The sequence below is a fragment of the Paraburkholderia sp. RL18-101-BIB-B genome (assembly GCF_046026985.1).
In the GTDB taxonomy this organism is placed as follows: domain Bacteria; phylum Pseudomonadota; class Gammaproteobacteria; order Burkholderiales; family Burkholderiaceae; genus Paraburkholderia.
The window spans coordinates 67,961-93,130 of the sequence record NZ_JARESV010000008.1 but is presented as its reverse complement, the minus strand read 5'-3'; the positions used below and the strand labels follow the sequence as shown (position 1 = coordinate 93,130).

The window sequence follows — 25,170 nt, the reverse complement described above, 5'->3', positions numbered from 1 at the left end:
ATGGCCACGACAGTCCTCGGGCAACAGCCGCGCTACATGCAACTGGCACAGACGCTCCTGAACGAGATTCAGGGCGGGCAGTTTCCCATCGGCACGTTGCTGCCGACCGAGTTCGAGCTGTGCGAGCAGTTCGGCGCGAGCCGCTTCACGGTGCGGCAGGCGATCAAGCAACTCGAGCAGCGTGGTCTGGTGGACCGGCGGCCCGGCATCGGCACCCGCGTGAAAGCCACGCAAAGCGAGACCGCGTACCGTCAGGTGATGGAGCGCCTGAGCGATCTGCACCGTTATACGACCGACACGGAATTGGAGATCGCGTCGACGCAGACTGTCGAGATCGACGACCCGGATCTGATCGAGCGGCTCGGCGCAAAGCCGGGCGAAACCTGGCTGCTGGCCGAGGGCATTCGCCTGTCGCCGGAGAGTGTCGAACCGATCTGCCACACCGAGGTGTATATCCACCCCGCGTTTCGCTCATTGACGGGCCTGAGTGGCCGGACGCACGTGCCGATCTACACGATGATCGAAAAGCAGTTCGGTGAGCAGATCGCCGAAGTGCAGCAGGAAATCCGCGCGGTCGCGTTGCCGGCGAAGCTGGCGCAGCGTTTGAACGCGAAGCCGCGCTCGCCCGCGCTGTGGTTGTGCCGCCGCTATCTGAACCGGCGCGCGCAGGTGGTCGAGCTGACCATCAGCGTGCATCCGGCGGATCGCTACAGCTATTCCGAAACGTTTCAACGCGACTGGCACGCGAACTAGCATCATCGCGAAGCGTGCCGTTCAGGAGAACAGGATGGACGCACGCAGTTATCTGTTCGTGCCGGGCGACCGCCCCGAGCGCTTCACGAAGGCGCTCGACAGCGGCGCCGACGCGGTGGTGATCGATCTCGAAGACGCGGTCGCGCCGGCGGCCAAGCAAGCCGCGCGCGAGGGCCTGCAACGCTGGCTGTCGACCGCGGACCCTGCGCGGCTGATGGTCCGCGTGAATGCGGTGGGCACGCTGTGGCATGTCGACGACGTCGACATGGTGCGCGCGTCCGGCGTTTCCGCGATGATGCTGCCGAAGTCGGACAGCGCGCAGCAACTCGCCGATGTCGCCGCGCGGCTGCCGTCGCGGATCCGAATCGTGGCGCTCATCGAAACCGTGGCGGGCGTGGTGGCGATGCGGGAGATTGCCGGCGCGCCGTCGGTCATGCGGCTTGCCTTCGGCACGGTGGATTTTTGCGGCGATGCCGGCATCGAAGGACTCGGCGTCGAACTGGACTACGTGCGCTCGCAGATGGTGATCGAATCGCGCTATGCGGGCCTGCCCGCGCCGATCGACGGGGTGACGCTGGAACTCGACATTCTCGCGCGCCTGACCGGGCATGTGGCCACTGCGCGGCGCTTCGGGTTTGGCGGCAAGCTGTGCATTCATCCGAGACAGGTGGAACCGGTCAACAGCGGCTTCGCACCCAGCGAGGACGAACGCCGCTGGGCGGCGCGCGTCTTGGCGGCTTCTCGCGAGCATCCGGAAGGGGCGTTCGCGGTGGATGGCAAACTGGTCGACCGGCCGGTCATCGAGCGGGCGAAGCGGATTGCGGAGTTCGACGCGCGCATCCGGTGATGCTGTGCGGTGCTCACCGTCTCAAATGGTCCAGAGCATCCCGCATAGGCGCACTGGAGATGACAATCGGGCCCGTAAACGGCGTATCCAGATCGACGATCACATAGATTGCCGAAGCAATCGACACCGCGCCCAGCGAAATCGTGACCAGCGCCAGCGCGTTGCGCGGCGCGATCAAGCCGAAACTTAGAAAGATTACGCCCAGCCAGAACGTCAATGTCGTGAGGAAAGGTCGGGAAATGGAACTGTGCGCTTCCTCGATGAGCTTCCACCGCGCATCCACGACGCGGCGGTATTGCTTCAACCCATCGTCGAGCGCGCGCTGTTGTAACGGGTCGCGCGCCCGCAGCGTCCGCAACTCTCGGCCCACGGCGGTCAGCATGTCGCCGAGCCGCACACTCTCCAGTTTCTGCGAGTTGTCCTGCGATCCGATGTCTTTCGGATAGTCGCCGGTGGGCGGTGTTTCGCCAGGCCACGTCGATGCGATCGCCGCCGCGGTGTACCGGTGCAACAACTGCCGGGCCGGCTCGGTTTCCGTGCCGTATTCGCGCAGCGTCGTGTCGAACTCGATCAGATCGGCCGCGTAGGTGCGCAAATCATTCGAGGCGGTGTCGAAGCTGGATTTCGCGGACGCCGTCATCAAGCCGAGTACCAGCGCGGCGAACGTCACCAGCATGCCGATCACCAGTTGGATTAACTGCACCGTCTCATGCGCCTTGTGCTCTTCGGGCAGCAGCGGGCGCACGCACACGCCGACTCCGGTCGCGGCGAGCAATAGAGCGAAAACCAGCAGAGCCGAGCCCACTTCCGACATCGCAATGCTCCGTAGACACATCCTCGACACTTTCCATCAACCGCCGCCCGCCGAGAACCCGGGTAGTCCCGCAACGCCCGGCGCTAATCACCCTTCATATGCGCTCGTATGTTGATGTATCGCAAGCACATGCGCCATCAGCCATAAAGTTTTTCGTTATTAAGCCGTAGTCCTTATATGTGGCGTTCGCTTAAATTTATACAAGAGTTGCGGACCTGGCCGAACGGGCTTGGGCGCAGCACGCGTGGCCGAGGCTTTCACTGAACATTCGGTCAGGCAGCCCAACGGAGACAAGCCCGATGTTGAAAAATCTGTCGATTCGCACCTGCCTTACCCTGATGATCCTGTTCTTCGGCGTCGTGCTGCTGTTCGGCGCCGCCGCCGGCTTGCTGTCGCTGCGCTCGAGCAACGCTTCGCTGCAACAGATGTACACCGTCGATACGCCGGCTGTCGCCGACCTCGAAGGCAGCGCCGGACAGTTGCTGCGCCTGCGCCTCGCGCTGGCGACGTACGCATCGCTCGTCGATCTGAACGACCAGGACGGCGCGAATGCCGTGCTCAAGCGTTTTGATCAGTACCAGAAAGCTTCCAATGACCGTCTTGCCCACTATGTGAGCCGCGCGAGCGCGGACGCCGACGAGCAGCGTCTCATCAAGGACATGCAGGACAAGCGCGACACCTTCCTGCACGAAGGCGTCGATCCGGCTCTCGCCGCGCTCAAGTCCGGCGACAAGACGACCTTCCAGCAATTGCAGGCTCACAAGCTGCCGTCGCTCTACAGCGCGTACGAAAAGGCGATGCTCGCGCTCGAACAGTTGCAGCTCGATCACGGCGCGCAACGCTATCAGGACGCGCAGGATCTGTTCTATGCAATCTGCATCGCGGTGGCGATCGGCATCGTCGCGTCGCTGCTGGGAGCGTGGATCGGCCGCGCGGTGCTGGTGCGCGCGATCGTCCGTCCGGTCGACGCCACCATCGCGCAGTTTCAGCGCATCGCCAACGGCGACCTGACCGGCCAGATCGTCGTGGCCAGCAATAACGAAATGGGCCGTCTCGCGGCCGCGTTGCGCAAGATGCAGGAATCGCTGATCACGACGGTGAACTCGGTGCGTCAAGGCACGGAATCCATCGACACCGGCGTGAGCGAGATCGCCGCGGGCAACACCGATCTGTCGCAACGTACCGAGGAACAGGCCGCGTCGCTCGAAGAAACGGCGGCGAGCATCGAACAGCTCACCTCGACGGTCAAGCAAACGGCGGACAACGCGAAACAGGCCAGCTCGCTCGCGCAGGGCGCATCCACGCTTGCGGCACAAGGCGGCGATCTGACGGAGCAGGTGGTGGGCACGATGCATGGCATCGTCGACGACTCGCGGCGGATTGCCGACATTGTCGGCGTGATCGAAGGCATCGCGTTTCAGACCAATATTCTGGCGCTGAACGCGGCAGTCGAAGCCGCGCGCGCCGGTGAGCAGGGCCGCGGTTTCGCAGTGGTGGCGAGCGAAGTGCGCTCGCTCGCGCAACGCAGCGCGGCAGCGGCCAAGGAGATCAAGGGTTTGATCGACGAGTCGACCGCGCGGGTGCAGGCCGGCTCGCAACTGGTTCAACGCTCGGGCTCGACAATGACCGAGATCGTGAACGCGATTGCGCGTGTGAGTTCGATCATGGGTGAAATCGCGGCGGCCGCGCTCGAGCAGAGTACGGGCATCGATCAGGTCAATCTCGCGGTCGCGCAGATGGACGAGGTGACGCAGCAGAACGCCGCGCTGGTGGAGCAGGCCGCGGCGGCCGCGAGTTCGCTGGAAGAGCAGGCGCGGCGGCTGACGTCCGCGGTGTCGGTGTTCCAGACTGGGAGCGGTGCGGCGACTTCGTCTTCGTTTGCCGGGCGGCGTAGCGGTTCGATTGCCGCACCGAAGACGGCCGATGCCAACGGGTTTGCAACGGCTTGATATCGGCGGATGTTTCGCACGGTGGCGCGCTGACTCTTCGGGACAAACGGCGCCGCGCTGACAAAGCGGCCGCTACTGCATGGCCGCATAGTATTTGGCGACGCTGTCGATCTCGGCCGGCGTCATTTGCCGCGCCACGTTGCGCATCTGCTCATTGATGTCGTTATGCCGCGCGCCGGAAGCAAAGGCGCGCATCTGCGCCGCGAGATAAATCGACGACTGTCCGCCCAGCCACGGCGCCGCGCCCTTGCGATCGAGTTGCCCGTGACAGGCGGCGCAAGGCGCGATATTGCGCTGCGGATCGCCCTGCATGGCAAGCTTCACCGCATTCGCATCCGGTCCCACGCCTGTGGGCAGCGTCTCCGCCGCGGGCGCTCTCGGCAGCGACGCGTAGTAAGCCGCCAGATCGTGCAGATCCTGATCGCTGCGCGCGGCGATGATCGGTTGCATGATCGCGTTCTGACGCACACCGTTCTGGTAGTCGCGCAACTCTTTATAGATCACGTCGGCATATTGCCCGGCCAACGCGGGCGCCGTCACCTGCACCGTGCCGAGTACGCCGTGACACATCGAGCAATTTTGCGTCGCGATCGTCGCGCCGCGGCCAATCGAATTCGCGTCGGCTCGCGCGCGCCGTAACGGCGGCAAGACCACCACGTCGCTAGGCGCCGGACCAGTGAGATTGGCGCCGCCGTACCAGCTCGACGGCGCACCGGCAGCGCTGCAGATCGTCGCCCACAAGCCGCGTCCGGCGAACGCGCTGTTCGCCGAAGGCAGCCAGATGAAGCCGATCAGTATCGATACGACGGCAATCGCAATGATGCCGCCCACGCTCACCGTGAACCAAGGGTTGCGCAAGCTGAAGACGCGTTCCTGATTCATCGCTGCGCTCCGACGACGACTGCCGGCACGGACGTCTGCGGCAATCTGAGCAACTGTACGATCGGCACACTGTAGTTGACGACTGTGAGTCCGATCATCAGCGCCACCCATAACCCGAAGCTATTGAGCGCGGCCGGCACGCGCACCACCGGCTGCGCCGCGCTCGCAAAGCGGAAGCTTTGTTGCTCAACCACCGGACCGAATTGCGACTTCGCCAGGATGTAGATGAACAGCACGCCGGACACCACGAGGATCAATCCGCCGACCGCCGACATGCCGACCCAGAACGCCTGCGACTGCAAGCCGAGAGCGTTGTAATCGTAATAGGCCATGCGGCGCGGCGCACCGAGCAGGCCGACGTAGTGCCACGGCAGCGTCACCACCATCATGCCGATGAACCATAGCCACAGTTGCCAGCGCACCAGCTTCACCGATGCGATCGCGCGGCCGGTCAGTTGCGGCCACAGTTCGTAGGCGATCGCGAAGTACATGATGACGATCGCGCCACCGAAGATCAGATGGAAGTGCCCCGTTACCCACTGGGTGTTGTGCACGGTCGAGTTCAACTGGTAACTCATGTTGATCAATCCACCCGCGCCGCCGAGACCGAGCATTACGAACGAAAACGCGATCACGAGCATCATCGGGTTCTGCCAAGGCAGGGCGGTGAGCCAGCCGAACGCGCCCTTGCCGCCGCGCAATCTGCCGGCGATTTCGACCGACGCGCAAATCGTGAACACCGTCAGCAGCGTCGGCACCGACACCATGCCGGTGAACACCGCATGCAGGAACTTGAAGCCGGAGCCGACCTGCGGATCGGCGAACAGATGGTGGATGCCGATCGGCATCGCGAAGACGAGGAACAGGATGAACGACACGCGCGCCATCGAATCGCTATAGAGCCGTCCGCCGATCGCGCGCGGCACCAGCGTGTAGTAGGCGATATAAGCGGGAATCAGCCAGAAGTAGACGATCGCGTGCAGCGTCCACGAGAACAGGATGCGCGAGAGGCCGGCGTCGATCGTGTTGGTGAGGCCGAACGCGACTGGCAGGATCTGGAACAGGATCTCCAGCGCCGCGCCGACGGCGGTCCATGCCCACAGATACGCGCCCGCCACGTTGGCGAACATCGCGAGCGGAACCGGCTTGCCGGGATTGGCGCTCTTCCAGATGCGCAGGTTCACGTGCATCAGCGCGACCCAGATCCACGAGCCGACTACTACCAGCACCACGCCGAGGTAATAGAACGGACTACCGATCATCGGCGGATAGAAGGTATATAGCACCGACGCCTGGCCGAGCGCCACCGGCACCATCGCCATCACCGCGCCGATCGCCAGCATGATGAACGCGGCCCATGCCCATTTGAGACCGACGAGACGCTGCGCGAGCGCGAGTTCGACGATCGCGTAGCCGAAGCCCATCGACACCAGCGTGGGCAGTACGTACGCCATCACCGAGCCGTGCGCGGTCACCGAACGATAGTAGAGCTCGGGGTCGCCGACCCATGGCACGAGCGGGCTGCGCACCAGCATCTGCCAGGCGCCGAGCAGCAGCGCGATCAGAAACGCAATGAAGGCGAGCCAGAAATGCGCGAGAACGAGTCGCTTAGCGTGAAACACAGCTCAGCCTCCGTGATTGTCGGGCTTGCTCGAAGAAGGTGGCTTTGTCGATGACTTTCACGTGCGCCCACATGGTCTGGTGGCCGAAGCCGCAGAACTCGTGGCACGGCATGGTGTGATCGGCGGGCGCGTCGAAACGCGTATTGAGCGTGGCGACATAGCCGGGCACGACCATCGTGTTGATGTTGGTGTCGGTGACGAGCAGGCCGTGCACGACATCGGCGCTGGTGGTGCGGATCGTGATCGGCGTGTCGGCGGGCACCAGCAGACATTGCGGCGTGAACGAGTACTGCTGCGCGATGAAGCGCACCACCACCGAGCCGTCCGGTTCGACCGCGCTGCCGAGATTGTCTTCGACGAATTCGCCGGACAGTTGCAGGCGCGACGGATCGATTGTCTCGACGCGCGAGGGCGGCATCATCGCCCAATGCAGCCCGGAGAAGACGATGACCGCCAGCATCAGCACGATCAGCGCGACGGCGAAGATGGCCCAGCGTCGCTCGGCGCGTAGCGCGACCGCGTGGCCGCCGCCCGGTTGATGATTGGAATCGGTCGACATGATCAGTGAACGACGCCGCGCGGCAGAAACACGACGAAGTAGAAGCCGAACCAGATCGCCATCACGATCAGCGTGGCGACACCGGCCACGGCGATCGCGCCATGCGGGCCGGCCGCGACGACGCGTTCCACTTCGTCATCCGTAGGCGGGGTCGCGCTGCGAGTATCGTTCGCTTCCATCTAGAAGTTCTCCAGTGCGGCGCTTCAGTGCAGCGGCGCCTTGCGCAACTCGTTGACCTCGCGGGATGTCACGGGCTGGCCGTGATTACCCCACGCAGTGCGGATATAGGTGACCACGGCAGCGGCGTCGGTGTCGTTCAGTTCCTGGCCGAAAGGCGGCATGCCGTACGGTTCCGGATTGCGCATGGTGCCCGGCGGAAATCCGCCGTTGAGCACGATGCGGATCGGGTTGACCGCGGAGTCCATTTCGATCGACTGGTTGCCCGCGAGCGGCGGGTAATGCTGCAACTTTCCTTCGCCCTTCGCGCCGTGGCAGAGCGCGCACTTGTCGGCGTAGATTTTTTCGCCGAGCGCGAACACGTTGGTGTTGGTCGGCGCAGACGGCCCGGACTTGCGGCCGCTCTTGTCCGGCAAGGTCTTCAGATAGACGGCCATTGCCTTGACGTCTTCTTCCGTCATGTACTGGAGGCTGTGATACGTGACCTCGGCCATCGGACCGTACACGGCGCCGCGATCGGAAATGCCCGCTTGCAGCAGATCGACGATGTCCTTGATGCTCCAGTCGCCGAGGCCGCCGTCCTTGTCCGAGGTCAGCGACGGCGCGTACCAGTTCTGCACCGGAATCAGGCCGCCCGCGAACTGCTCGCTCTGCGACGAGCCGCCGAGCATGTTGATCTTGGTGTGGCACATGGTGCAGTGCCCGAGCCCTTCGACCAGATATGCGCCGCGGTTCCATTCGACCGATTTGGTCGGATCGGGTTGGAACTCGCCCTCGCGGAAATACAGCGTGCGCCAGCCGTACAGCAGCTTGCGCTGGTTGAACGGGAAGCGCAGCGTGTGTTTGTGATTCGGCTCACGTACCGGTGCGACCGTCTTCAGATAGGCGAAGATCGCATCCGAGTCTTCGCGCGTGACCTTCGTGTATTGCGCGATCGGCATCGCAGGGTAGATCAGTGTGCCGTCCGGCGTGCGGCCGGTGCGCATCATGTTGAAGAACGCCTCCTGACTCCAGGTGCCGATGCCGTACTGGGCGTCCGGTGTGATGTTCGGCGAATACAGCGTGCCGAACGGCGTTTCCATCGCGAGACCGCCGGCGAACAGTTTGCCGCGCGGCGCCGTGTGACAAGCAACGCAGTCGCCGGCGCGCGCCAGATACTCGCCGCGTTTGACGATGTCGGGGCGCGTGTCGGCGCCCGGCGCGGACGCCGTGCTGGTTTCAGCGGCGCGTGCTTCGGCGATCAGCAGCGGCGTGGGCGATGCGTGCAGAAGCGCGGCGCTGCCGGCCACGATCAGGCCGCCAATCAACAGACTGGATACGAGCGACGCCGGCACGCGAAGGCGCTTCATCGTGAGGATCAAAGCGGCGCGCACTGCGCGGAAGTAGCCCAAAGTGCGAAGTGTCGGCTTCATTGCGGTTGGCTCCCGCAGGCGAGAGGCAGCCGCTCCGTGGACGCCGGCGCGGGCCGCGGATCGGCCGGACGTGGTTGGCGCGCGAGCCAGCTCGATACCGCGGTGATGTCCTTGTCGGTCAGCTTGACCGCGATCGAGTGCATGCAGTCCGGCGCGAGCGCGTGCCGCGTGCCCGAGCGCCAGGTGCCCATCTGCCCGGCGATATAACTCGCGTGCAGACCGAGCAGGCCGGGAATGCCCGGCTGCGTGCCGGTCATCCGCGCACCGTGGCACGCGATGCACGCCGGTATCTTGCGGGCCGGGTCGCCCTGTGTGACGAGGCGCTGTCCGGCGGCGAGCACGGCGGGTGCGACGTTGCTTTGATCGGCGTTGGGGTAGGGCGGTTGCAGATCGGCGAAATACTGGCTGATCTTGCGCAGATAGTCGTCGGGCAGGAAGGCGAGGAGGTAACCCATCGGCGGATAGGTGCGGCCGCCGTCGCGGAACGCGGTCAACTGATTGAACAGGTAGTCGGCCGGTTTGCCCGCAATCCGCGGAAAGTAATCGTTGTTCAGGCCCTGGCCCTGCACGCCATGACATGAGGTGCAAGCGCGCACGCGCTCGTCCATGGCCGAGGGCATGGCGCCGGACGCCTCGGTGGCGGCAAGCGCCGCACCGCTCCACATGACGTAAAGCACAAACAGAACCGACGATCCGATAGTTCGACGATGCACGCCAGGCCTCGATTGGGAACGTTCTTTGTTCTCGATTATCTCTCGCGCATTCTCAGGTGGATTCGCTTATGAAGCCGACGGATGACGCATGTCAACTCTGCCGGTTTTTCTTGTGTAACGACTGCAAGAACAGCAAATCGAAACGGACTTATTCTGGATGGCGAGTGATGATTCGCTACGGCGATGCGATTGCTTTGCTAAAACAATGATCGGCCTGAATGCGCCGGCGGGTGGCGGTTTCGGGCTGCGGGAATTGACGCTTGAAACGTTCAGCAGCGTCTACGAGGTTGCAGGAAATTAGTCGACGCGTCAATAGCAAACACAAGCTCATTCGACGGGACACCTGATCATGATAGGCGTCGACCAGGGGGCTTTCAACATTTCCATTGCGAATCGTCTCGCGTGTCGACGCTATCGCGCGAATGTGATCTTTTGATGATCAGCCTCGGGCTTCCATGAGACGGCGTGAGCCCATCTTCCATGAGTCAACTGAAGAGCCGCATCAAGGCCGTGCGAGCGTTGCTGACAAGTTCGGTTTCGCCGATTCGCCCAGGCAAGAGATGAAATTCCACGGCGGGCAACGCGGGCAAACCGACGCTTGCGGGACAGGCCACGACACCGCCGCCAATCGACGATTCGTTCAGGCAGGAAATACCGAGCCCGGCCTTCAGCGCGAGTTGCAGGCCGGCTACGCCGGAAGCGGAGTGCGACACCACATACGGTACCTTGTGCTCGTCCAGCAGCTTCACGACGAAACGCTGCAACTGGCAGCTCGACGGCAGCAATACGAGTGGATAGGGCGTGGCCGGCCGTGGACTTGAATCGGCCGCGCTGACCCACAGCAGTTTCTCGCGGCGCACAACCGTGCTTTGCGCGCCGGTGCGCCGGCTCGCGGCGCGCGTGTTGTCCGTGACGAGCCGCAGCGAGAGACCGATGTCGAACGACGCATCGTCGCCCGCATTGCTGTCGATCACCGCGCTCGGCAGCACGGTGACGTGCAGCTTCAGACGTGGGTGCTGTTCCGAGAACGTCTTGAGAATGCGCGCGATGTCGTGCGGGCGGTAGTAGTCCGTGATAGCGATGCGCAACTCGCCGTCGAGCGAGCGCCCTTGCAGGTCTTCGAACGCGGCTTCGCTCATCGCGATGATGCGCCGCGCGTGCTCGAGCAGCCGGCTGCCGGCGGGCGTGGCGCTCACGCCCTGCTTGCTGCGCACGAAAAGCGGCTGGCCGGCGCGCTCCTCGAGCTTCTTTAACTGTTCGCTGACCGAGGACTGCGACAGGAACACGCGCTCGGCGCCCGCCGAGACGCTGCCCGATTCGGCGACGGCGACGAAGGTCCGCAACTGCGTCAGGTCAAATCCGCGTTGGCTCATGATTCGGTATATCCGATGGAAGTCATCTGCTTTTCCGGCTTTTCCGATGGAAGCCTCCGCCGTAGGATACCCCCAAATTCTTTGCGGAGGGTGTCATGGGAGGCGAATCAATTGCGGGCTTAGGGTTATCCGGCGGCCGAACGGCGAGTCATCGGTGGAAGGTGTTGGGAGTCGGGTTCGCCGCCAACGCGAGTTTTTCGGCGGCGTTCTCGGGGATTCCGACGACGGCGGTGTTCTTGCGCTCCGGCTATCACCTGGGCAATGACGGGCTAGGCCTCGTGCTTGGCATGCTCGGCCTCGGCATCGCGGTCAGCGAATTGCCGTGGGGGTTGCTGACCGACCGCTGGGGCGACCGGCGCGTCTTGCTGCTCGGACTGCTTTCGACCGCGGCCGCGCTGGCTGGTCTGGCGCTGTTCGTCGTGCCGTCCGGTGCGCATGTCCCGAGCGTGACGATGCTCGCGCTCGGCCTGTTGCTGGTCGGACTGCTCGGCGGCAGCGTCAACGGATCGAGCGGCCGCGCGGTGATGGCCTGGTTTCGTGAGGGTGAGCGCGGCCTGGCCATGAGTATTCGCCAGACCGCGGTGCCCGCGGGCGGCGGCCTTGGCGCATTGCTGCTGCCGGTGCTCGCGTCGCGTTTCGGCTTTGCGAGCGCCTATACCGTGCTGGCGCTAGCGTGCGCGATCACCGCGGTGTTCGCGTGGCGCTGGTTGCACGAACCTTCCCATATCGAGGCGGACGGCGCGCGTGAGGTGCGCGACACGGCGGCTGCGAGCGGCGTGCCCGCCAAGGTCTCACCGTTGCGCGACATCGGCATCTGGCGCGTGGCGCTCGGCGCCGGCGCGCTGTGCGTGCCACAACTCGCCGTTGTGACGTTCGGCACGGTGTTTCTTCACGATTTCAGCCGCGCCGGCGTGCTGGCGATCAGCGTGACCATGGCCGCGGTGCAAACGGGTGCCGCGATCGCGCGGGTCTGGAGCGGCGGTTGGACTGACCGGCGCGGCAATCGCCGGGCTTACATGCGCGCCTGTAGTCTGCTGACCGCGGTGCTGTTCGCATCGCTCGCGTTGCTGACGGGCCTCGTCGGCATGCATCACGCGGCGATGACCGCGGTATTCGCGCTGACGGTCGTGGTGGGCGGCGTGAGCGCGTCGGCATGGCACGGCGTGGCCTTCACGGAACTCGCCACGCTGGCAGGGACGAGCCGCGCGGGCACCGCGCTGGCGATCGGCAACACCTGTGTGTTTCTTACGCTGTTCCTGACGCCGCTGGCGATTCCGCCGCTGTTGTCGGTCGGTTCGTGGCCGATGGTGTGGGCCGTGGCCAGCGTGTGCGCATTGATCGCGTTGCCGGTGTTTCCTCGTGCCGCGCGTGAGGGCAAGGTGAGCGCGGCGCGCGCTTGCGATGCAACTTGATATGGATCACGGTGCCCGTTGTCGACGATGCTGCGGGCGATACGGCGCGCCGTGCCGAAACTTCTGCGATGAATGGTCGAGTCGTTGAGTTTCCGCCGAAAATGCGCCGCTCGAGAAACTCGAAAATATCCATTCCGCGTAATTATGTTTTCTATTTCTAATCAATCCGCAATGGACTATTAGTTTCTCTGCAGGATTCGGAGCGCTCCGATTTTCGTGAAGTTGTGGCGGTGATTTTATGGGCGCCTTGGCACATTGAGCGTTGCCGAGGGGCCGTTAAAGCATGCGCAGAGTGGTTCAGATTTTTCTGCGTATGCGCATTCACTCCTACAACAAACGAGAGACAATCCCAGTGAATCTTCGAATTATCCTGGCGGACGATCATCCCTTCGTTATCCTTGGCATCCGCGCCGCACTGGAAATGCATGCCGGCGTGACTGTCGTCGACGAGGCGACGAATCCCTTTTCGCTAATAGAACGCCTGCGGAGCACGCCCTGCGATGTGCTCGTCACCGATCTCGCGATGCCGGAACACTCATTCGCCATCGACGACGGCCTGAATCTCGTGCGACGAATCCGAACCGGCTGGCCGCAATTGCGCGTCGTGGTGATGACAACTCTGGCAAACGCCGCGATTCTTCGCGCGATAGTGTCGGACGGCGCCGTGAGCATGGTCGGCAAGGCGGAGTCGATGGACGAGCTCTGGCAAGCGATTCTCGCAGCTCGGCACGGAGAAACCTACCTCGGCCGTTCCATCATCGAAGCGCTGGCGCAACCACAGGATCCCGAGTGCGAACAACCGCCGGCGCCACGTTTAACGGGCAAACAGGCCGCAGTCGTCAGGCTGCTGGTAAGTGGCCAGTCGATATCGGACATTGCTGCGGTGCTCGGCTGCGATCGTCGCACGGTCACGCGGCAAAAACGCGAAGCGATGGCCAAACTCGGTGTCACCAACGATCCCGGTCTTTTCTCTTATGTGCGCGCTTATGGGATTCTTAATTTTGAATCGCATATCTAAGCAATTTACTTTTTGAATTGACTGAGGTTGTTTCGGACCGATCTTATGTTTATTCTCGCGAAAATATTTAATCATCGTGATAGGAGCAGGGTTGACGAAAGAGGGCGGCAATCATTCAAGGTACGGAGGAGAAGTAGAAGATGCGCGACACCGCTGAGGTAAGCACACCCGTTCGCGCGATCATCGCGGACGATCATCCACTGGTGCTGCTGGCAATCGAAAACCTGATAAGCGGCTATCCGAATATGGAGATCGTCGGCCGTGCAGCCGACGCCACCGAACTCTTCGCAGAAGTCGATCGCGGTTCATGCGACCTCGTGCTCATGGACCTCTACATGCCGGGCGGTTCGGATGGCAGCGGACTGGAAGTCGTCAGGCAGTTCAAGACGCGCTACCCCGACATCGCGCTCGTCGTGCTCACCATGGAAACCGAGGCGGCCGAACTTCAAAAGGTCATTTCGCTCGGCGTCGAGGGACTGGTGAGCAAGCGGGACCGGATCGACCTGATCCATGTGGCCGTCATCACGGCGCTGGCACGCGAGTGCTATGTCGGGCCGGCCGTGCGCGCATTGATCGCCGACGCATCGGCGACCCAGCGGCTCGATTACGTCCGGAAGATTCTCTCGCGCCGCGAACTCGAAGTGTTCACCCAATATGCGTCAGGGTATGGCGTGACCGAGATCGCCGCGCGTCTGGAACGCAGCGTCAAAACGATCAGCGCGCAGAAGTGCACGGCTATGCGCAAGCTGGCCCTGCACAGCGACGCGGAACTGTTTCGCTTCGCCGTCGAGTACGGTGTGATTCCTGAGGAGCGCGTGCCGAAGCGACAATGAGCCGGCGATAAGTCGGCCACGTGTCGCGCCGTCGCGCGACGAATAGAAGATGTATTGGCATCGCCCGGGGACGCACATCCTGTGCAGGGCATACCAATCGATAAGACAATAGAAAATGAGACAGAAGATCCGCGTCATCATCGCAGACGATCACGACTGCGTTCGCGTCGGCGTCAAGCGCGTGTTGCAAGCCGCGCCGCACATCGAATGTGTCGGCGAGGCGGCCGACACTCACGGACTGGCGGAATTACTCGACGCCTGCGCGTGCGACGTCGTCGTTTCCGATATCAACATGCCGGGCATTCATGGCGGCAGCAACGCGGTGTCGTTTCTGCGCCGTCTGTTGCGGGGCCAGTCGCGTCCTTGCGTCGTCGTCCTCACCATGATCTGCCACGCTCACATGCTGTCCGGTCTTCTGCATATCGGCGTGGGCGGCATCGTCGATAAACGCGAGACCGTCACGGCGTTGATCGATGCGATCGAGGCAGCGTTTGCCGGGCGCGTCTATCTGTCGCAACACGCGCGTGTCGCGATGGAGGCGGCCGACACGCCGTTGCAGTTGCGCGCCGGCATGCTGAGCGCGCGCGAGTGGGAAGTCTTTCAGCTTTATGTGCAAGGCCTTGCCGTCCATGAAATCGCGGTACGCTTGCAGCGCAGCGGCAAGACCATCAGTACCCAGAAACGTAGTGCGATGCGCAAGCTCGGGCTGGAAACGGAAGCTGACCTGATCGGCTATGCGCGGCAGATCGGATTGGCCTGACAACTGGCGAGCAATATTGCATTGCGCCGTCGCGCGGATGATCTTGGCGAACCAGAAATTTAGGAGTCTTCTGATTGGTTGCGGGACGTTGGCGTCTCATAGTTCTGAATTCACTACGGCTTTATTCCGTACTCTCCTGACGAAATCGATCATTTCGTCAAGCTGAGCGATTCCCGGGCCGAGAGAATTCAGGCAGATGTCTGATGGCAATCGTGCGATGCCGTCTGCCTGGGAGCAGAATCAGGAGGCGGCATGGATGCGTTAGTTAAGCGGTTGTTGGTCGAGGGTGTTGGAACGGCGTGGCTGGTGTTCGTCGGCTGCGGCAGCATTGTGTTGAACGTCGGTGCGGTCCAGCAGGCAGGTGGCGTGCTGGAGGTGGCGTTGGCGTTCGGTCTCGCGCTCGCCACGGCCACTTACTGTTTCGGCGGCGTGTCCGGCGGTCATTTCAATCCCGCTGTCACAGTGGGCTTCACTGTCGCGCAACGTTTTCCGGTCAGGGATCTGCTTCCCTACATTGCCTCGCAGATTCTCGGCGCGATCGTGGCCGCTGCGCTACTCCTTTACGTGGCGGGCGGCCGTCCCGGGTTCGATCTTGGCGCGAGCGAGTTCGCGGCAAATGGCTTCGGCGACCATTCTCCTGCCGACTATCAGATGCATTCAGCGCTGGCCATCGAGTTCGTGCTGTCCTTCGGCTTCGTCATGGCCAGCCTGCTGATCGCCCGCCGGCAAGACATGGCGTCGATCGCGCCGCTGGTCGTCGGCGCCTGTCTGGTGCTGGTCTATCTCGTGTCGATTCCGGTTACCAATGGTTCGGTGAATCCCGCCCGCTCCACGGCCCAGGCATTGCTCGTCGGCGATTGGGCGCTGGACCAGCTGTGGTTGTTCTGGGCTGCGCCTCTGTCAGGCGGGGTCATGGCCGGTGCGCTGTTCTCGTTTCTGCACGGCAAGGCCGACCACGCTGCCGCGACGCTCGCCGGCGGGCGTGGCGAAGTTGCCTGAGCGTCGCCGGGTGCCATTACCGTGTCTGCCGTCAATTTCATGCCAGGCGTTGCAATGAGGCGTGCGCTTGAACGCCTCTCGCTGGGTCTGCTCGCAGGGCTCTTATTTTTCGCCGCACAAACAACAGCGTTTGCTCAATCGTTCGACAATCGCTCGAACACTGAGGTTGTTGCCAGTTTCCCCGCGAAACTGACCGTCGGCGTGCTCGCCAACAGTTGGCTGCCGTTCGACGCTCTGCAAGACGGACAGCTCACCGGCATGAGTGTCGACTATCTGCGCGCCCTCGTCGGGCCGAACGTCGTCATCGAAGCCAAGGCGTTCCCGGACCTGCCGCAACTGCTTGTCGCAGCATGCGCCGGAAATGTCGATCTGCTGATGAGCTTTGCCCGCACGCCCGAGCGCGAGCGGTGCTTGAGTTTCACCGCGCCTTATTTCCGCTCTTCCACGTCTGTCGTGGTACGCCGGGACAGTAACAGTTATGGAAGTCCCGCCCAGTTGGCGGGAGCGCGTATCGCGCTGGAGAAAGGTTTTGCGCTCGAGCGTGTGACACGCGAACGCTTCCCACACGCCCAGATCACCACGTTCACCGCGACGCACGCCGCACTCGCCGCAGTTATTCAGGGCGACGCCGATGTTTATCTCGGCTCCACTGCTGTCGTGCAATATGCATTGTCCACCGACGAGTTTCGCGGCTTGCGAGTGGCCTTCGAGGAGAACAGCAAAACCTCCAATTTGCGCTTCGCGGTGCCCCGCAAACAGACTGCATTGCGGGACCAGCTCGACCAGGCGCTCGCGTCGATGAACCCGGCCGACGAAGTGGCGATTCGCATGCGCTGGCTATCCGGCAACTTCGACGCGAAGCCTGTGCCCGCCGCGCCGAGTCTCGCGCTGACGCCGCAAGAGCAGGCCTGGCTTCGTTCGCTGCCACCATTGCAGGTTGGTTTCGATAATCGCTGGCCGCCCTTCAGCTACGTCGACAACTCCGGCCGACCTGCGGGCATCGCCGCCGATTATCTGACGTATCTGAGCCGCACTCTAGGCGTCGTCTTCAACCGCGCCCAAACCGCCGATTGGCCTGCCACGATCGAAGCTTTCCAGCGCGGCGAACTGGCAATTCTCGCCACAGCTTCCAGTCACGATCCACGCCTCACGAAGGCGCGGCATACCAGCGCATACGAGAGCTATCCGCTGGTGATCGTCGGGCGTGAGGACGAACCGGCCGCTCGCTCGCTGAACGATTTCGCGTCGCGCCGCATCGTCGTTTCGTCGCATGTCGCCGGTTCGGTCACGCTCGCATTCCAGCGAATTCCGGCGGACCACGTCGTGGTCGCGCCCAGTCTCGACGACGCGCTCAGGATGGTGGAGTCCGGCGAGGCGGACGTTCTGGTGGGCAACGTGGCCGCCGTGGATATCCTGCTCAAGCAACGGTACGACGGCGTCCTCAAGATCCTCGGCACGGTGGGCGACTCCGACGCGCTCGACTTCGCTGTACGCCCCGACCTGAGCCCGCTCGCTGGGCTGATCGACCGTGCGCTGCTGGCTATGCCGCCCGCGGAAAAGCAGCGCATCCGGCAGAAATGGGTCACCGGCAACGCGCCGGAGTCGGGCATGTGGAGCGTGACCGCGGTGCGTCTGCTGCCGGTGCTGATCGGCATCGGCGTCGCGCTGTTGATCACCTTGCGCGCCTATCTGTTGCTGCAGCGGGAAGTCAGGTTGCGCAAGAAAACCGAGCGTGAACTGGAACTGCAACTGAACTTCCAGGAAACCTTGATGAAGACGGTGCCCTATCCGCTCGTCGCCAAGGACCTCGATGGCCGGTATATCGCCGTCAACGAGGCCTATGAGCAAGCCTGCGGGTTGGGCCGCGAGGCGATCATCGGACGAAGCACCATCGAAGTGCGGACATGGGGCGAGGCCAATAGCCGCATCCTGGACGACATTACACGCGAGATGCTGAACGGCGGCGAGACTGCGGAGGTGGAGTTGCAGTTCGAGCGCAGCGCGGGCAATGTGCGGCATGGTCTTTTCTGGACCCGCATCTGCCGCGGCAGTGACGGTCAGCCCGTTTGCGTGCTCGGCACGGTGGTCGATATCACCGATATCCGGCGCGCCGAAATGCTCGCGCGCGAAACCGAGCGGCGCCTCTTCGACGTGACGCGATCGCTGCCGGCGGTGGTGTTTCAACTGCGCCGCACTGCGGATGGCGTGTATTCGTTTCCGTATATCGGCGGCGACACGCGTCATCTGCTGGGCGTGCGAGACGGTTCGCAGAGCAGCAGCGATCACGTTGATTTCCAGCGCGTGTGCGAAGAGGATAGGGCGTTCGTGCTGGCTGAACTCGAGCGCTCGGCGCACTGCGAAACGCCGGTGGACATGGAGTTCCGTTTCGCAGGCGATGAGGACATCAAGTGGGCGCGTGCCGAATTGGTACCGCATCGCGAATCGGATGGCAGCGTCGTCTGGAGCGGCTACTGGGTGGACGCCAGCGTGGAGCACGCGCGCTCCGACGAGCTTGCGCGCGCGCGTGACCTGGCCGAAGCGGCCTCGCGCGCCAAAGACGACTTCTTCGCCATGATGAGCCATGAAATCCGCACGCCAATGAATGGCGTGCTCGGTCTCGTGGAAGTGTTGGAGCGCACGCCGCTCAACGCGGACCAAGGCGAAATGCTGGGCATGATCCACGAGTCGGCCGGCGCGTTGCTGCAGATTCTCGATGACTTGCTCGACTATTCGAAAATCGAAGCGGGTCGGCTGACCATCGAGGCCGAATCCATCGACATACGTGACCTGGTGGACAACGCTGTCGGCCTGTTGGCCGGCCGCGCCCATGAAAAGGGTCTCAAAGTGCGCGTGGATATCGGCTCGGACGTCGCCGCCACGCTGCGCGGCGATAGCGTCCGATTGCGGCAGATTCTCTTTAATCTGCTCGGCAATGCCATCAAGTTCACACCGCAAGGCGAGGTCGACGTGTGCGTGTCGGTCGTCGCGCAGAGCGACGGCATTCAGACGCTCGAAATGATCGTCGAGGACACTGGCATCGGCATCGCGCCGGAGGTGCAGGTCAAGCTCTTCGAGCCGTTCGTGCAGGCGGAATCGTCCACCACGCGCCGGTTCGGCGGCACGGGCCTTGGCTTGACGATCTGCCGCAAGCTGATCGACCTCATGAACGGCTCGCTCACGTTGCACAGCGAACCGGGTAGCGGCACGCGCATGACCGTGCGGCTTGCCATGCCGTTCGAGACTCAGCACTATTCCGTGAACGGCTTGCGTGGCAAGCGCGGAATCGTGGCAACCGGCGACGCGCGCATCGCCCAGGCGCTGATGCACTTCGGCGAAGCGCTCGGCCTCGAATTGCGCCGCGTTTCCCCTGACGCACCCGAACTGCACGATCGCGCCGCACTGGCCGACGTGGATTTGCTGTTCGTGAATGAAGATGTGGACTTGCCCGCGGACATCAGGCCGCGCACGCGTGTCATCTGTCTGACCGAAAAGCCGAAGCCGACGGGCTACCGCATTCTCGACGACAACGTGCGCGTCAGCATCAATCCCATTTCGTGGCGCGGCCTCGGCGCCGCGTGCGCCGCCGCGATGACCGGGCTGCCATCGGTGACGCCGCGATTGGCAGGTATCTCGCGTACGCCCGAGGGCGCCACTTCGCCTCCGGACCGCGAGCGGGCCATCGCCAGTGGCCGGCTGATCCTCGTCGCTGAAGATCATCCGGTCAATCAGGAGTTGATCCGTCACCAGCTCGCGTTGCTCGGCTTCGCGTGCGACGTCACGAACGATGGCGCCGAGGCGCTGGCCGCGCTGGAACATACGAGCTACGGGTGTCTGATCACGGATTGCCACATGCCAAAGGTGTCCGGTTACGAACTCACGCGGCGCATTCGTGAAAGCGAGCAGGGCGGCGCTTATCGCCTGCCCATTCTGGGTATCACGGCGAACACCGCGCCCGAAGACCTGAATCTGTGCCGCGACGCCGGCATGGACGACAGCCTCGTGAAGCCGACACGGCTCGCCACGCTGCGTGATTATCTGAGCCGTTGGTTCGGCACCGACAGCGCGTGGCAAGCCGCGCCTTCGGAGGCCGTCAACACGCCGGCAGTCGCAGTGCCGGATGTTCATGGTGGCGCCGAGCCGTTCGTCCCGGTCGATCTCGGGCACATGACGCAACTGTGGGGTAGTGAATCGACCGTCAAGGCGTTGCTCGACTCGTTCGTGTCGTCCGTTCGCGAGGATGTGCTGTCCTTGTCGCCGTTGCTCGAGCGCGTGGAGACGGAGCGGATCGAGGTGGACCGCGTGCGCGAGTGGCTTCATCGCGTGGCGGGGGCGGCGAGCGTCCTGCAATATCCACCGCTGCTCAAGGCACTTGAAGACTATCGCCGCGAAATCACGGTCAAGCCGCCGGAACGGGTGCGCGACGATGGGATGGTTTTAATCGACAAATGCAATGCCATGCTGGACGGAATCGAACAGCAGGCCGCGTTGCTCGTATAAAAAACCGCTTTCGCAGATGTGACCGCATCAAAGCGCTACAGCGCCTGTGTGAGCAGGGGGCGCGACAAAAAGACGAAAAAAAACGCGGCCGAAGCCGCGTTAAAGATTTGGAGACTTCCCTCGATGAAGGAGTCACTTCTCGCGAGAAGAAGCATAACCGGGATATTGCCGGTTATTCATTACAAAATGCGCAATTAACTGTTTGAGGAAATCGATTAAAACGCCGTCGAGGTGCTTTCGGAGCGATATCGCAAGCCCGTTTGTGCGTCGGAAAAAAGCCCGGGATCACTACGGACAACTACAAAGTGCCACGGGTTTCGGTTGCCGCAAACGCGGTGCAGTGCGCGAAAGTGACTGACTAAAAAGGCGCGATGGCCTCGCGCTCCCCAGCAAAAACAGGTTCGGCGGATTTGCACTAGTATGTGGTGGCTTCGCGCGCGGCCGAGTGTCGGTGCGGCGGTGCATCAAGTCTGGAGAAGACCATGATTGCGCTTCGAAAACTGAATCTTGCCGTGGTGCTGTGGGCGTTGGCGTCGGGCGTTGCCTTCGCGGACACGGTGGCGTTGAAGGCGGATCTCGAGCCTTCGAGCGAAGTGCCGCCTCGCGTGAGCCACGGGCACGGCATGTTGGACGCCACGTTCGACACGTCGACAAAATCCCTGCAATGGACAGTCAGCTACGAAGGCTTGAGCGGCCCGGCAACCGCCGCGCATTTCCACGGCCCCGCGCCGGTGGGCCAGAACGCCAAGATTCAGGTGCCGATCGACAAGGGTGCCCTCGCCAGCCCGATCAAAGGCTCGGCGGCGCTGACCGAACAGCAGGTGACGGATCTGATGGCAGGGCAGTGGTATTTCAACGTCCATACCGCACAGAACCCGATGGGTGAAATTCGCGGGCAGGTTTTGCCGGCGAACTAGGCGACCGGAAAGCCTTACCGCGGCGACGCGGGCGCTTTTGAGATTAGAAGCGGCCATCCACCGGCGTAGTAGTGAACGCACGTAACATGACAGGACACAATCGAAGGAGCGTGTCCCGATGAGTTGGCAAAGTGCACTCGCGTGCTGGTATCTGCGTAGACAGTTTCGACCGGAGACCCTCAAGCCACGCATCGATGTCGAAAGAGCGCGCGCGCTGACCGCCAAGCGGGTCTGGTCGCCGCGAGTGCCGGGCGGCTGGCGTCTGCGTGAGTTGTACGGCGCGGACGATGCGCCCTTGCGCGGCGAGTGGATCGAGCGCGCCGACGGTGCGCCAGCCGCAAACGCCGGACCGACCGTGCTGTATTGCCACGGCGGCGGCTACTACTTCTGTTCACCGCGTACCCATCGTTCGATCGTGTTCGGTCTCGCGACGCGCGCCTATGCGCCAGTTTTTTCCCTCGACTACCGTCTCGCGCCAGAGCATCGCTTCCCGGCGGCGCTCGACGACGCGACCGCGGCGTACCGTCGGTTGATCGCCGGGGGCATCGCGCCGGAGTCGATCGTGATCTCGGGCGATTCAGCGGGCGGCGGTCTTGCGCTCGCCACGCTGGTGGCGTTGCGCGACGCCGGCGATCCCATGCCGGCAGGCGGGCTGCTATTTTCGCCGTGGACCGATCTGGCCGCGACCGGCGCCAGCATCCGCACCAACGACGGTCTCGATCCGATGTTCAGCGGCTCGGCGATCGCCCTAGCGGGAAAGGTCTACCTCGGCGACATGCCAGCAACGCATCCCTACGCTTCTCCGGTTTATGCCGACCTGCGCGGCTTGCCGCCGCTCTTCATCATGGCGGGCAGCACCGAGGTGTTGCTCGACGATTCGCGGCGCGTGGCCGACAACGCGCGGGCGGCGGGTGTCGACTGCGAACTCGAAGTGTGGAACAAGATGCCGCACGTCTGGCCGATCTTCGCGCCGTTCATCCCCGAAGGAAATCGCGCGCTCGACCGCGCCGCGGCCTTCGTGCGGCGCGTGACGAGCCGCGCGGCTCAGCCGTCGAGCGCGATGTCGATCGCCTGATAGGCGGCTTCGACCGTTTCCTGGCCGTACTGCCGTTCCAGTCGACGCACGGTGAAGTGACCGTGCGCGACCTGCTGGAAGTGGTCGATGAAAACCGTATTGACCATCGCGCCGAGCACCGCGCCGATCGCCGGGATGGATTTGGCGGCGATCTGTTCGCTCACCTGCACGGAGAAGCGCGCGGCGATCGTGTTGAGCAGGCGCAGCAAGGCCGCGGAGCCGTGCGCGGTGAAGCCTTTGGTCGCGATTTCAGACGACGCTTTCGACACCGCCTGCGCGAGCGCGCCGCGCATGATGAAGTAGCCGAAGTCGGCGTCGTCGTCGGAACTCGACGTGCCGCCCATGCCGAGCACCGTCAGACATTGCAGCTGCGTGTCGATCGACGTCAGATCCTCGCCCTCGCTGCGCGCGATGTCGCAGATCGAGCGGAACATCAGCGTGGTCGTGACCGGCAACTCGACGGGTAGCGCGAACAACCCGAATGCGCCGCCGGCCGCGCCTGTAGTCGCCACGGCGAACTTGTGCAGCAAGTTGCTCGGCTTGTCGGGCACCACGAGCGGCGTCGCGCCGTCCTGCCGCCCCAGTGTGCGCAGCGCGATCGACAGGCACTTGCGCAAGGCCAGCTCCGTCGCGTCGGTGACTTTTTCGTTGGCGAACGCCGGCATGCGCGAGAGCAGTTTCTCCAGCGGCGCGCCGACGATGCTCGCCAGCTTCATCGCCAGAGCGGGGCTCTCCAGTTCATGTTTTGCGCGGCGCAGCGCTTTCAGGTCGTCGTCCGATAACGATTGTGTTGCGAGCGAACTCGGCTCCATGTGCCTCCCTGGCGTCATGTGATATCCATTCTTCAGTCGACTGCCGATGCGGCGAACCACGACGGCTTGTCCCGCTTAGAGCGTCGCAGCGTGGTATGATTCCCAATCGTTTGACGTGTCAACTGTTGCTCCATCAAAAATGGCTGTCCATACCGCGGCCCACCACTCGAGTGGGCAAGTTTTACCGTTCCGTGAATCGCTACTGGCGATGCTCGGCATCTCCTTCGTTACGATGCTGGTCGCGCTCGACCAGACCGTGGTCGGCACCGCGTTGCCCACGATCGTCGCCGAACTCAAGGGTTTCGAGCTGTACGCGTGGGTCGCCACGTCGTATCTGCTGACCTCGGTGATCACCGTGCCGATTTTCGGCCGGCTTGGCGATTACTACGGGCGCAAGCCGTTCGTCATCGCGTCGATCGTCGTGTTCACGGGCGCGTCGGTGCTGTGCGGCGCGGCCAACAACATGCTCTTCCTCGTGCTCGCGCGCGGCCTGCAAGGCATCGGCGGCGGCATGCTGGTCGGCACCGCATTCGCCTGCATTCCTGATCTGTTTCCCGACTCGGTCGTGCGTCTGCGCTGGCAAGTGCTGATGAGTTCGGCGTTCGGTATCGCGAACGCTGTGGGACCGTCGCTCGGCGGTTTCCTCACGCAGTATTACGGCTGGCGCTCGGTTTTCTATGTGAATCTGCCTGTCGGCCTGCTGTCGCTGTTCTTTGTCTGGCGCTTCCTGCCGCATCTGCGTCATGTCGAACACGAAGGCAAGATGCGCCTCGATTGGCCCGGCGCCGTGTTGATCGCCGTGGCGCTCGGCTCACTGCAACTGTTCGTCGAATTGCTGCCGAAGCATGGCGTGACCTTGAGCGCGTTGGCGTTGCTCATCTTGAGCGTCGCGTCGGCTTACGCGTTGTGGCAGTGGGAAAAGCGCTGCCCGACGGCGATCCTGCCGGTCGACATGTTCCGCAACCGCAGTCTCGCCGCGCTCTTCACGCTGGCCGTGCTGGGCGGCTTTTCGATGTTCTCGCTGCTGTTCTACGCGCCGTTGCTGTTCCAGGGCGGCTTCGGCATGTCGCCGAAAGAAGCGGGCCTCGTCATCACGCCGCTGGTCGTGTTCATCACGATCGGCAGTATCGCCAATGGGCGCATCGTCTCGCGCGTGCGCAATCCGAATCTGATGCTGTATATCGGCTTTACGCTGCTCGCGCTGGCGTGCCTCGGCGTGGTCGTTGCGACGCGCGCCATGCCGCAATGGCTGTTGATGTCGTTCATGATCGTCGGCGGCTTGGGGCTCGGTTTCGTCATGCCGAACCTGACGATCTTCGCGCAGCAAACGGCCGGTCGCGAACACCTTGGTATCGCGACAGCGCTGCTGCAGTCGCTGCGGATGATCGGCGGCATGATCGGCACGGCGCTGACCGGCACGCTGGTCAGCCATATGTACGCGAGCGGCGTGCGCAGCGCGTTGGACAACGATCATGCGTCGCACTGGTTCGCGGATCTCGGCGACCCGCAAATTCTCATCAATCGCGATGCGCAAGCCACTTTGCTCAGCCAGTTGACGCATGCGGGCCACAACGGCGCGATGCTGCTCGAGAGCGCGCGAGAAGCGCTCGTGTCAGCGATTCATCTGGGTCTCGCCATGGCGGCGATCATCGCCGTGGTGTCGGTCTGGCAAAGCCGCCGTGTGCCGCCGATCAAACTCCAGCGCAAGCTCGAACCCGTGATTCACGCGGACTGATTTTTCGACTC

Annotated in this window: 21 protein-coding genes; 12 read left to right on the top strand and 9 right to left on the bottom strand. The window is 63.2% G+C overall.

Features of this window, described 5'->3' with window-relative positions; translation table 11 throughout:
- The gene (locus tag P0D73_RS14800; protein ID WP_012431680.1) at nucleotides 1-753 is read left to right on the top strand and encodes a GntR family transcriptional regulator; all 753 of its coding nucleotides are present in this window, start codon (nucleotides 1-3) and stop codon (nucleotides 751-753) included.
- A 34-nt stretch (nucleotides 754-787) separates the two neighbouring features.
- On the top strand, nucleotides 788-1,600 hold the full coding sequence (locus tag P0D73_RS14795) for an HpcH/HpaI aldolase/citrate lyase family protein (RefSeq protein WP_408284206.1): 813 nt from the start codon (nucleotides 788-790) through the stop codon (nucleotides 1,598-1,600).
- A gap of 13 nt (nucleotides 1,601-1,613) precedes the next feature.
- On the opposite strand, the gene P0D73_RS14790 is transcribed toward P0D73_RS14795, so the two are convergent.
- Nucleotides 1,614-2,414 carry a bestrophin-like domain gene (locus P0D73_RS14790; protein ID WP_408431788.1) on the bottom strand — a complete coding sequence of 267 codons (801 nt, stop codon included), beginning with the start codon at nucleotides 2,412-2,414 and terminating at the stop codon, nucleotides 1,614-1,616.
- A gap of 299 nt (nucleotides 2,415-2,713) precedes the next feature.
- Here P0D73_RS14790 and P0D73_RS14785 point away from each other — a divergent pair, with 299 nt between their 5' ends.
- Nucleotides 2,714-4,363, top strand: coding sequence for a methyl-accepting chemotaxis protein (locus tag P0D73_RS14785; RefSeq protein WP_408431787.1), 1,650 nt, complete (start codon nucleotides 2,714-2,716; stop codon nucleotides 4,361-4,363).
- 72 nt (nucleotides 4,364-4,435) lie between these two features.
- Here the strand turns inward: P0D73_RS14785 and P0D73_RS14780 are convergent, their stop codons facing one another.
- The 7 genes from P0D73_RS14780 to P0D73_RS14750 form a co-directional block, all read right to left on the bottom strand.
- A complete protein-coding gene (locus P0D73_RS14780; protein WP_132376095.1) occupies nucleotides 4,436-5,245 on the bottom strand; it encodes a c-type cytochrome in 810 nt (269 codons plus the stop codon).
- Nucleotides 5,242-6,867 (bottom strand): b(o/a)3-type cytochrome-c oxidase subunit 1, encoded by a 1,626-nt coding sequence (locus tag P0D73_RS14775; RefSeq protein WP_408312942.1) that lies wholly within the window; start codon nucleotides 6,865-6,867, stop codon nucleotides 5,242-5,244. The genes P0D73_RS14780 and P0D73_RS14775 overlap by 4 nt, the downstream gene beginning before the upstream one ends.
- Complete coding sequence (locus tag P0D73_RS14770; RefSeq protein ID WP_106282064.1) at nucleotides 6,854-7,426, bottom strand: cupredoxin domain-containing protein; 573 nt, start codon at nucleotides 7,424-7,426, stop codon at nucleotides 6,854-6,856. The genes P0D73_RS14775 and P0D73_RS14770 overlap by 14 nt, the downstream gene beginning before the upstream one ends.
- A 2-nt stretch (nucleotides 7,427-7,428) precedes the next feature.
- The gene (locus P0D73_RS14765; RefSeq protein ID WP_165923876.1) at nucleotides 7,429-7,605 is read right to left on the bottom strand and encodes a hypothetical protein; all 177 of its coding nucleotides are present in this window, start codon (nucleotides 7,603-7,605) and stop codon (nucleotides 7,429-7,431) included.
- A gap of 24 nt (nucleotides 7,606-7,629) precedes the next feature.
- Nucleotides 7,630-9,015 (bottom strand): c-type cytochrome, encoded by a 1,386-nt coding sequence (locus P0D73_RS14760; RefSeq protein ID WP_408178298.1) that lies wholly within the window; start codon nucleotides 9,013-9,015, stop codon nucleotides 7,630-7,632.
- Entirely contained in the window at nucleotides 9,012-9,728 is a 717-nt protein-coding gene (locus P0D73_RS14755; protein WP_132376092.1) for a c-type cytochrome, read from the bottom strand. Before P0D73_RS14755 ends, P0D73_RS14760 begins: the two co-directional genes overlap by 4 nt.
- 485 nt (nucleotides 9,729-10,213) lie before the next feature.
- Complete coding sequence (locus tag P0D73_RS14750) at nucleotides 10,214-11,101, bottom strand: LysR family transcriptional regulator (protein WP_408431784.1); 888 nt, start codon at nucleotides 11,099-11,101, stop codon at nucleotides 10,214-10,216.
- 95 nt (nucleotides 11,102-11,196) lie between these two features.
- On the opposite strand from P0D73_RS14750, the gene P0D73_RS14745 reads away from it, so the two are divergent.
- The 8 genes from P0D73_RS14745 (at nucleotide 11,197) to P0D73_RS14710 (ending at nucleotide 22,612) form a co-directional block, all read left to right on the top strand.
- Nucleotides 11,197-12,513: an MFS transporter gene (locus P0D73_RS14745; RefSeq protein ID WP_408312951.1), complete on the top strand. Its 1,317-nt coding sequence runs from the start codon at nucleotides 11,197-11,199 to the stop codon at nucleotides 12,511-12,513.
- 313 nt (nucleotides 12,514-12,826) lie between these two features.
- Nucleotides 12,827-13,531, top strand: a complete 705-nt coding sequence (locus P0D73_RS14740; protein WP_408431861.1) for a response regulator — start codon at nucleotides 12,827-12,829, stop codon at nucleotides 13,529-13,531.
- A gap of 140 nt (nucleotides 13,532-13,671) precedes the next feature.
- Nucleotides 13,672-14,364, top strand: coding sequence for a response regulator (locus tag P0D73_RS14735; protein ID WP_408178301.1), 693 nt, complete (start codon nucleotides 13,672-13,674; stop codon nucleotides 14,362-14,364).
- Between the two features lie 115 nt (nucleotides 14,365-14,479).
- Nucleotides 14,480-15,124, top strand: a complete 645-nt coding sequence (locus P0D73_RS14730; protein WP_408178302.1) for a response regulator — start codon at nucleotides 14,480-14,482, stop codon at nucleotides 15,122-15,124.
- 252 nt (nucleotides 15,125-15,376) lie between these two features.
- Entirely contained in the window at nucleotides 15,377-16,123 is a 747-nt protein-coding gene (aqpZ, locus tag P0D73_RS14725; protein ID WP_408431782.1) for an aquaporin Z, read from the top strand.
- Nucleotides 16,124-16,177: 54 nt separating this feature from the next.
- Nucleotides 16,178-20,620 carry an ATP-binding protein gene (locus P0D73_RS14720; RefSeq protein ID WP_408431780.1) on the top strand — a complete coding sequence of 1,481 codons (4,443 nt, stop codon included), beginning with the start codon at nucleotides 16,178-16,180 and terminating at the stop codon, nucleotides 20,618-20,620.
- 482 nt (nucleotides 20,621-21,102) lie between these two features.
- A complete protein-coding gene (locus P0D73_RS14715) occupies nucleotides 21,103-21,537 on the top strand; it encodes a CHRD domain-containing protein (RefSeq protein WP_132376085.1) in 435 nt (144 codons plus the stop codon).
- A 118-nt stretch (nucleotides 21,538-21,655) separates the two neighbouring features.
- Complete coding sequence (locus P0D73_RS14710) at nucleotides 21,656-22,612, top strand: alpha/beta hydrolase (RefSeq protein ID WP_408431778.1); 957 nt, start codon at nucleotides 21,656-21,658, stop codon at nucleotides 22,610-22,612.
- Here the strand turns inward: P0D73_RS14710 and P0D73_RS14705 are convergent.
- Entirely contained in the window at nucleotides 22,582-23,424 is an 843-nt protein-coding gene (locus tag P0D73_RS14705) for an EcsC family protein (RefSeq protein ID WP_132376984.1), read from the bottom strand. The two genes, P0D73_RS14710 and P0D73_RS14705, sit on opposite strands and share 31 nt — an antisense overlap.
- A gap of 139 nt (nucleotides 23,425-23,563) precedes the next feature.
- Here P0D73_RS14705 and P0D73_RS14700 point away from each other — a divergent pair, with 139 nt between their 5' ends.
- Nucleotides 23,564-25,159 carry an MDR family MFS transporter gene (locus P0D73_RS14700; RefSeq protein ID WP_408284222.1) on the top strand — a complete coding sequence of 532 codons (1,596 nt, stop codon included), beginning with the start codon at nucleotides 23,564-23,566 and terminating at the stop codon, nucleotides 25,157-25,159.
- The last annotated feature ends 11 nt before the right edge of the window (nucleotides 25,160-25,170 follow it).

What these genes read in the sequence shown, in the direction of transcription:
- P0D73_RS14800 (WP_012431680.1), top strand. Translation starts at nt 1, where the DNA reads ATGGCCACGACAGTCCTCGGGCAACAGCCGCGCTACATGCAACTGGCA.
- P0D73_RS14795 (WP_408284206.1), top strand. Translation starts at nt 788, where the DNA reads ATGGACGCACGCAGTTATCTGTTCGTGCCGGGCGACCGCCCCGAGCGC.
- P0D73_RS14790 (WP_408431788.1), bottom strand. Translation starts at nt 2,414, where the DNA reads ATGTCGGAAGTGGGCTCGGCTCTGCTGGTTTTCGCTCTATTGCTCGCC.
- P0D73_RS14785 (WP_408431787.1), top strand. Translation starts at nt 2,714, where the DNA reads ATGTTGAAAAATCTGTCGATTCGCACCTGCCTTACCCTGATGATCCTG.
- P0D73_RS14780 (WP_132376095.1), bottom strand. Translation starts at nt 5,245, where the DNA reads ATGAATCAGGAACGCGTCTTCAGCTTGCGCAACCCTTGGTTCACGGTG.
- P0D73_RS14770 (WP_106282064.1), bottom strand. Translation starts at nt 7,426, where the DNA reads ATGTCGACCGATTCCAATCATCAACCGGGCGGCGGCCACGCGGTCGCG.
- P0D73_RS14765 (WP_165923876.1), bottom strand. Translation starts at nt 7,605, where the DNA reads ATGGAAGCGAACGATACTCGCAGCGCGACCCCGCCTACGGATGACGAA.
- P0D73_RS14760 (WP_408178298.1), bottom strand. Translation starts at nt 9,015, where the DNA reads ATGAAGCCGACACTTCGCACTTTGGGCTACTTCCGCGCAGTGCGCGCC.
- P0D73_RS14750 (WP_408431784.1), bottom strand. Translation starts at nt 11,101, where the DNA reads ATGAGCCAACGCGGATTTGACCTGACGCAGTTGCGGACCTTCGTCGCC.
- P0D73_RS14745 (WP_408312951.1), top strand. Translation starts at nt 11,197, where the DNA reads ATGGGAGGCGAATCAATTGCGGGCTTAGGGTTATCCGGCGGCCGAACG.
- P0D73_RS14740 (WP_408431861.1), top strand. Translation starts at nt 12,827, where the DNA reads ATGCGCATTCACTCCTACAACAAACGAGAGACAATCCCAGTGAATCTT.
- P0D73_RS14735 (WP_408178301.1), top strand. Translation starts at nt 13,672, where the DNA reads ATGCGCGACACCGCTGAGGTAAGCACACCCGTTCGCGCGATCATCGCG.
- P0D73_RS14730 (WP_408178302.1), top strand. Translation starts at nt 14,480, where the DNA reads ATGAGACAGAAGATCCGCGTCATCATCGCAGACGATCACGACTGCGTT.
- aqpZ (WP_408431782.1), top strand. Translation starts at nt 15,377, where the DNA reads ATGGATGCGTTAGTTAAGCGGTTGTTGGTCGAGGGTGTTGGAACGGCG.
- P0D73_RS14720 (WP_408431780.1), top strand. Translation starts at nt 16,178, where the DNA reads ATGAGGCGTGCGCTTGAACGCCTCTCGCTGGGTCTGCTCGCAGGGCTC.
- P0D73_RS14715 (WP_132376085.1), top strand. Translation starts at nt 21,103, where the DNA reads ATGATTGCGCTTCGAAAACTGAATCTTGCCGTGGTGCTGTGGGCGTTG.
- P0D73_RS14710 (WP_408431778.1), top strand. Translation starts at nt 21,656, where the DNA reads ATGAGTTGGCAAAGTGCACTCGCGTGCTGGTATCTGCGTAGACAGTTT.
- P0D73_RS14705 (WP_132376984.1), bottom strand. Translation starts at nt 23,424, where the DNA reads ATGGAGCCGAGTTCGCTCGCAACACAATCGTTATCGGACGACGACCTG.
- P0D73_RS14700 (WP_408284222.1), top strand. Translation starts at nt 23,564, where the DNA reads ATGGCTGTCCATACCGCGGCCCACCACTCGAGTGGGCAAGTTTTACCG.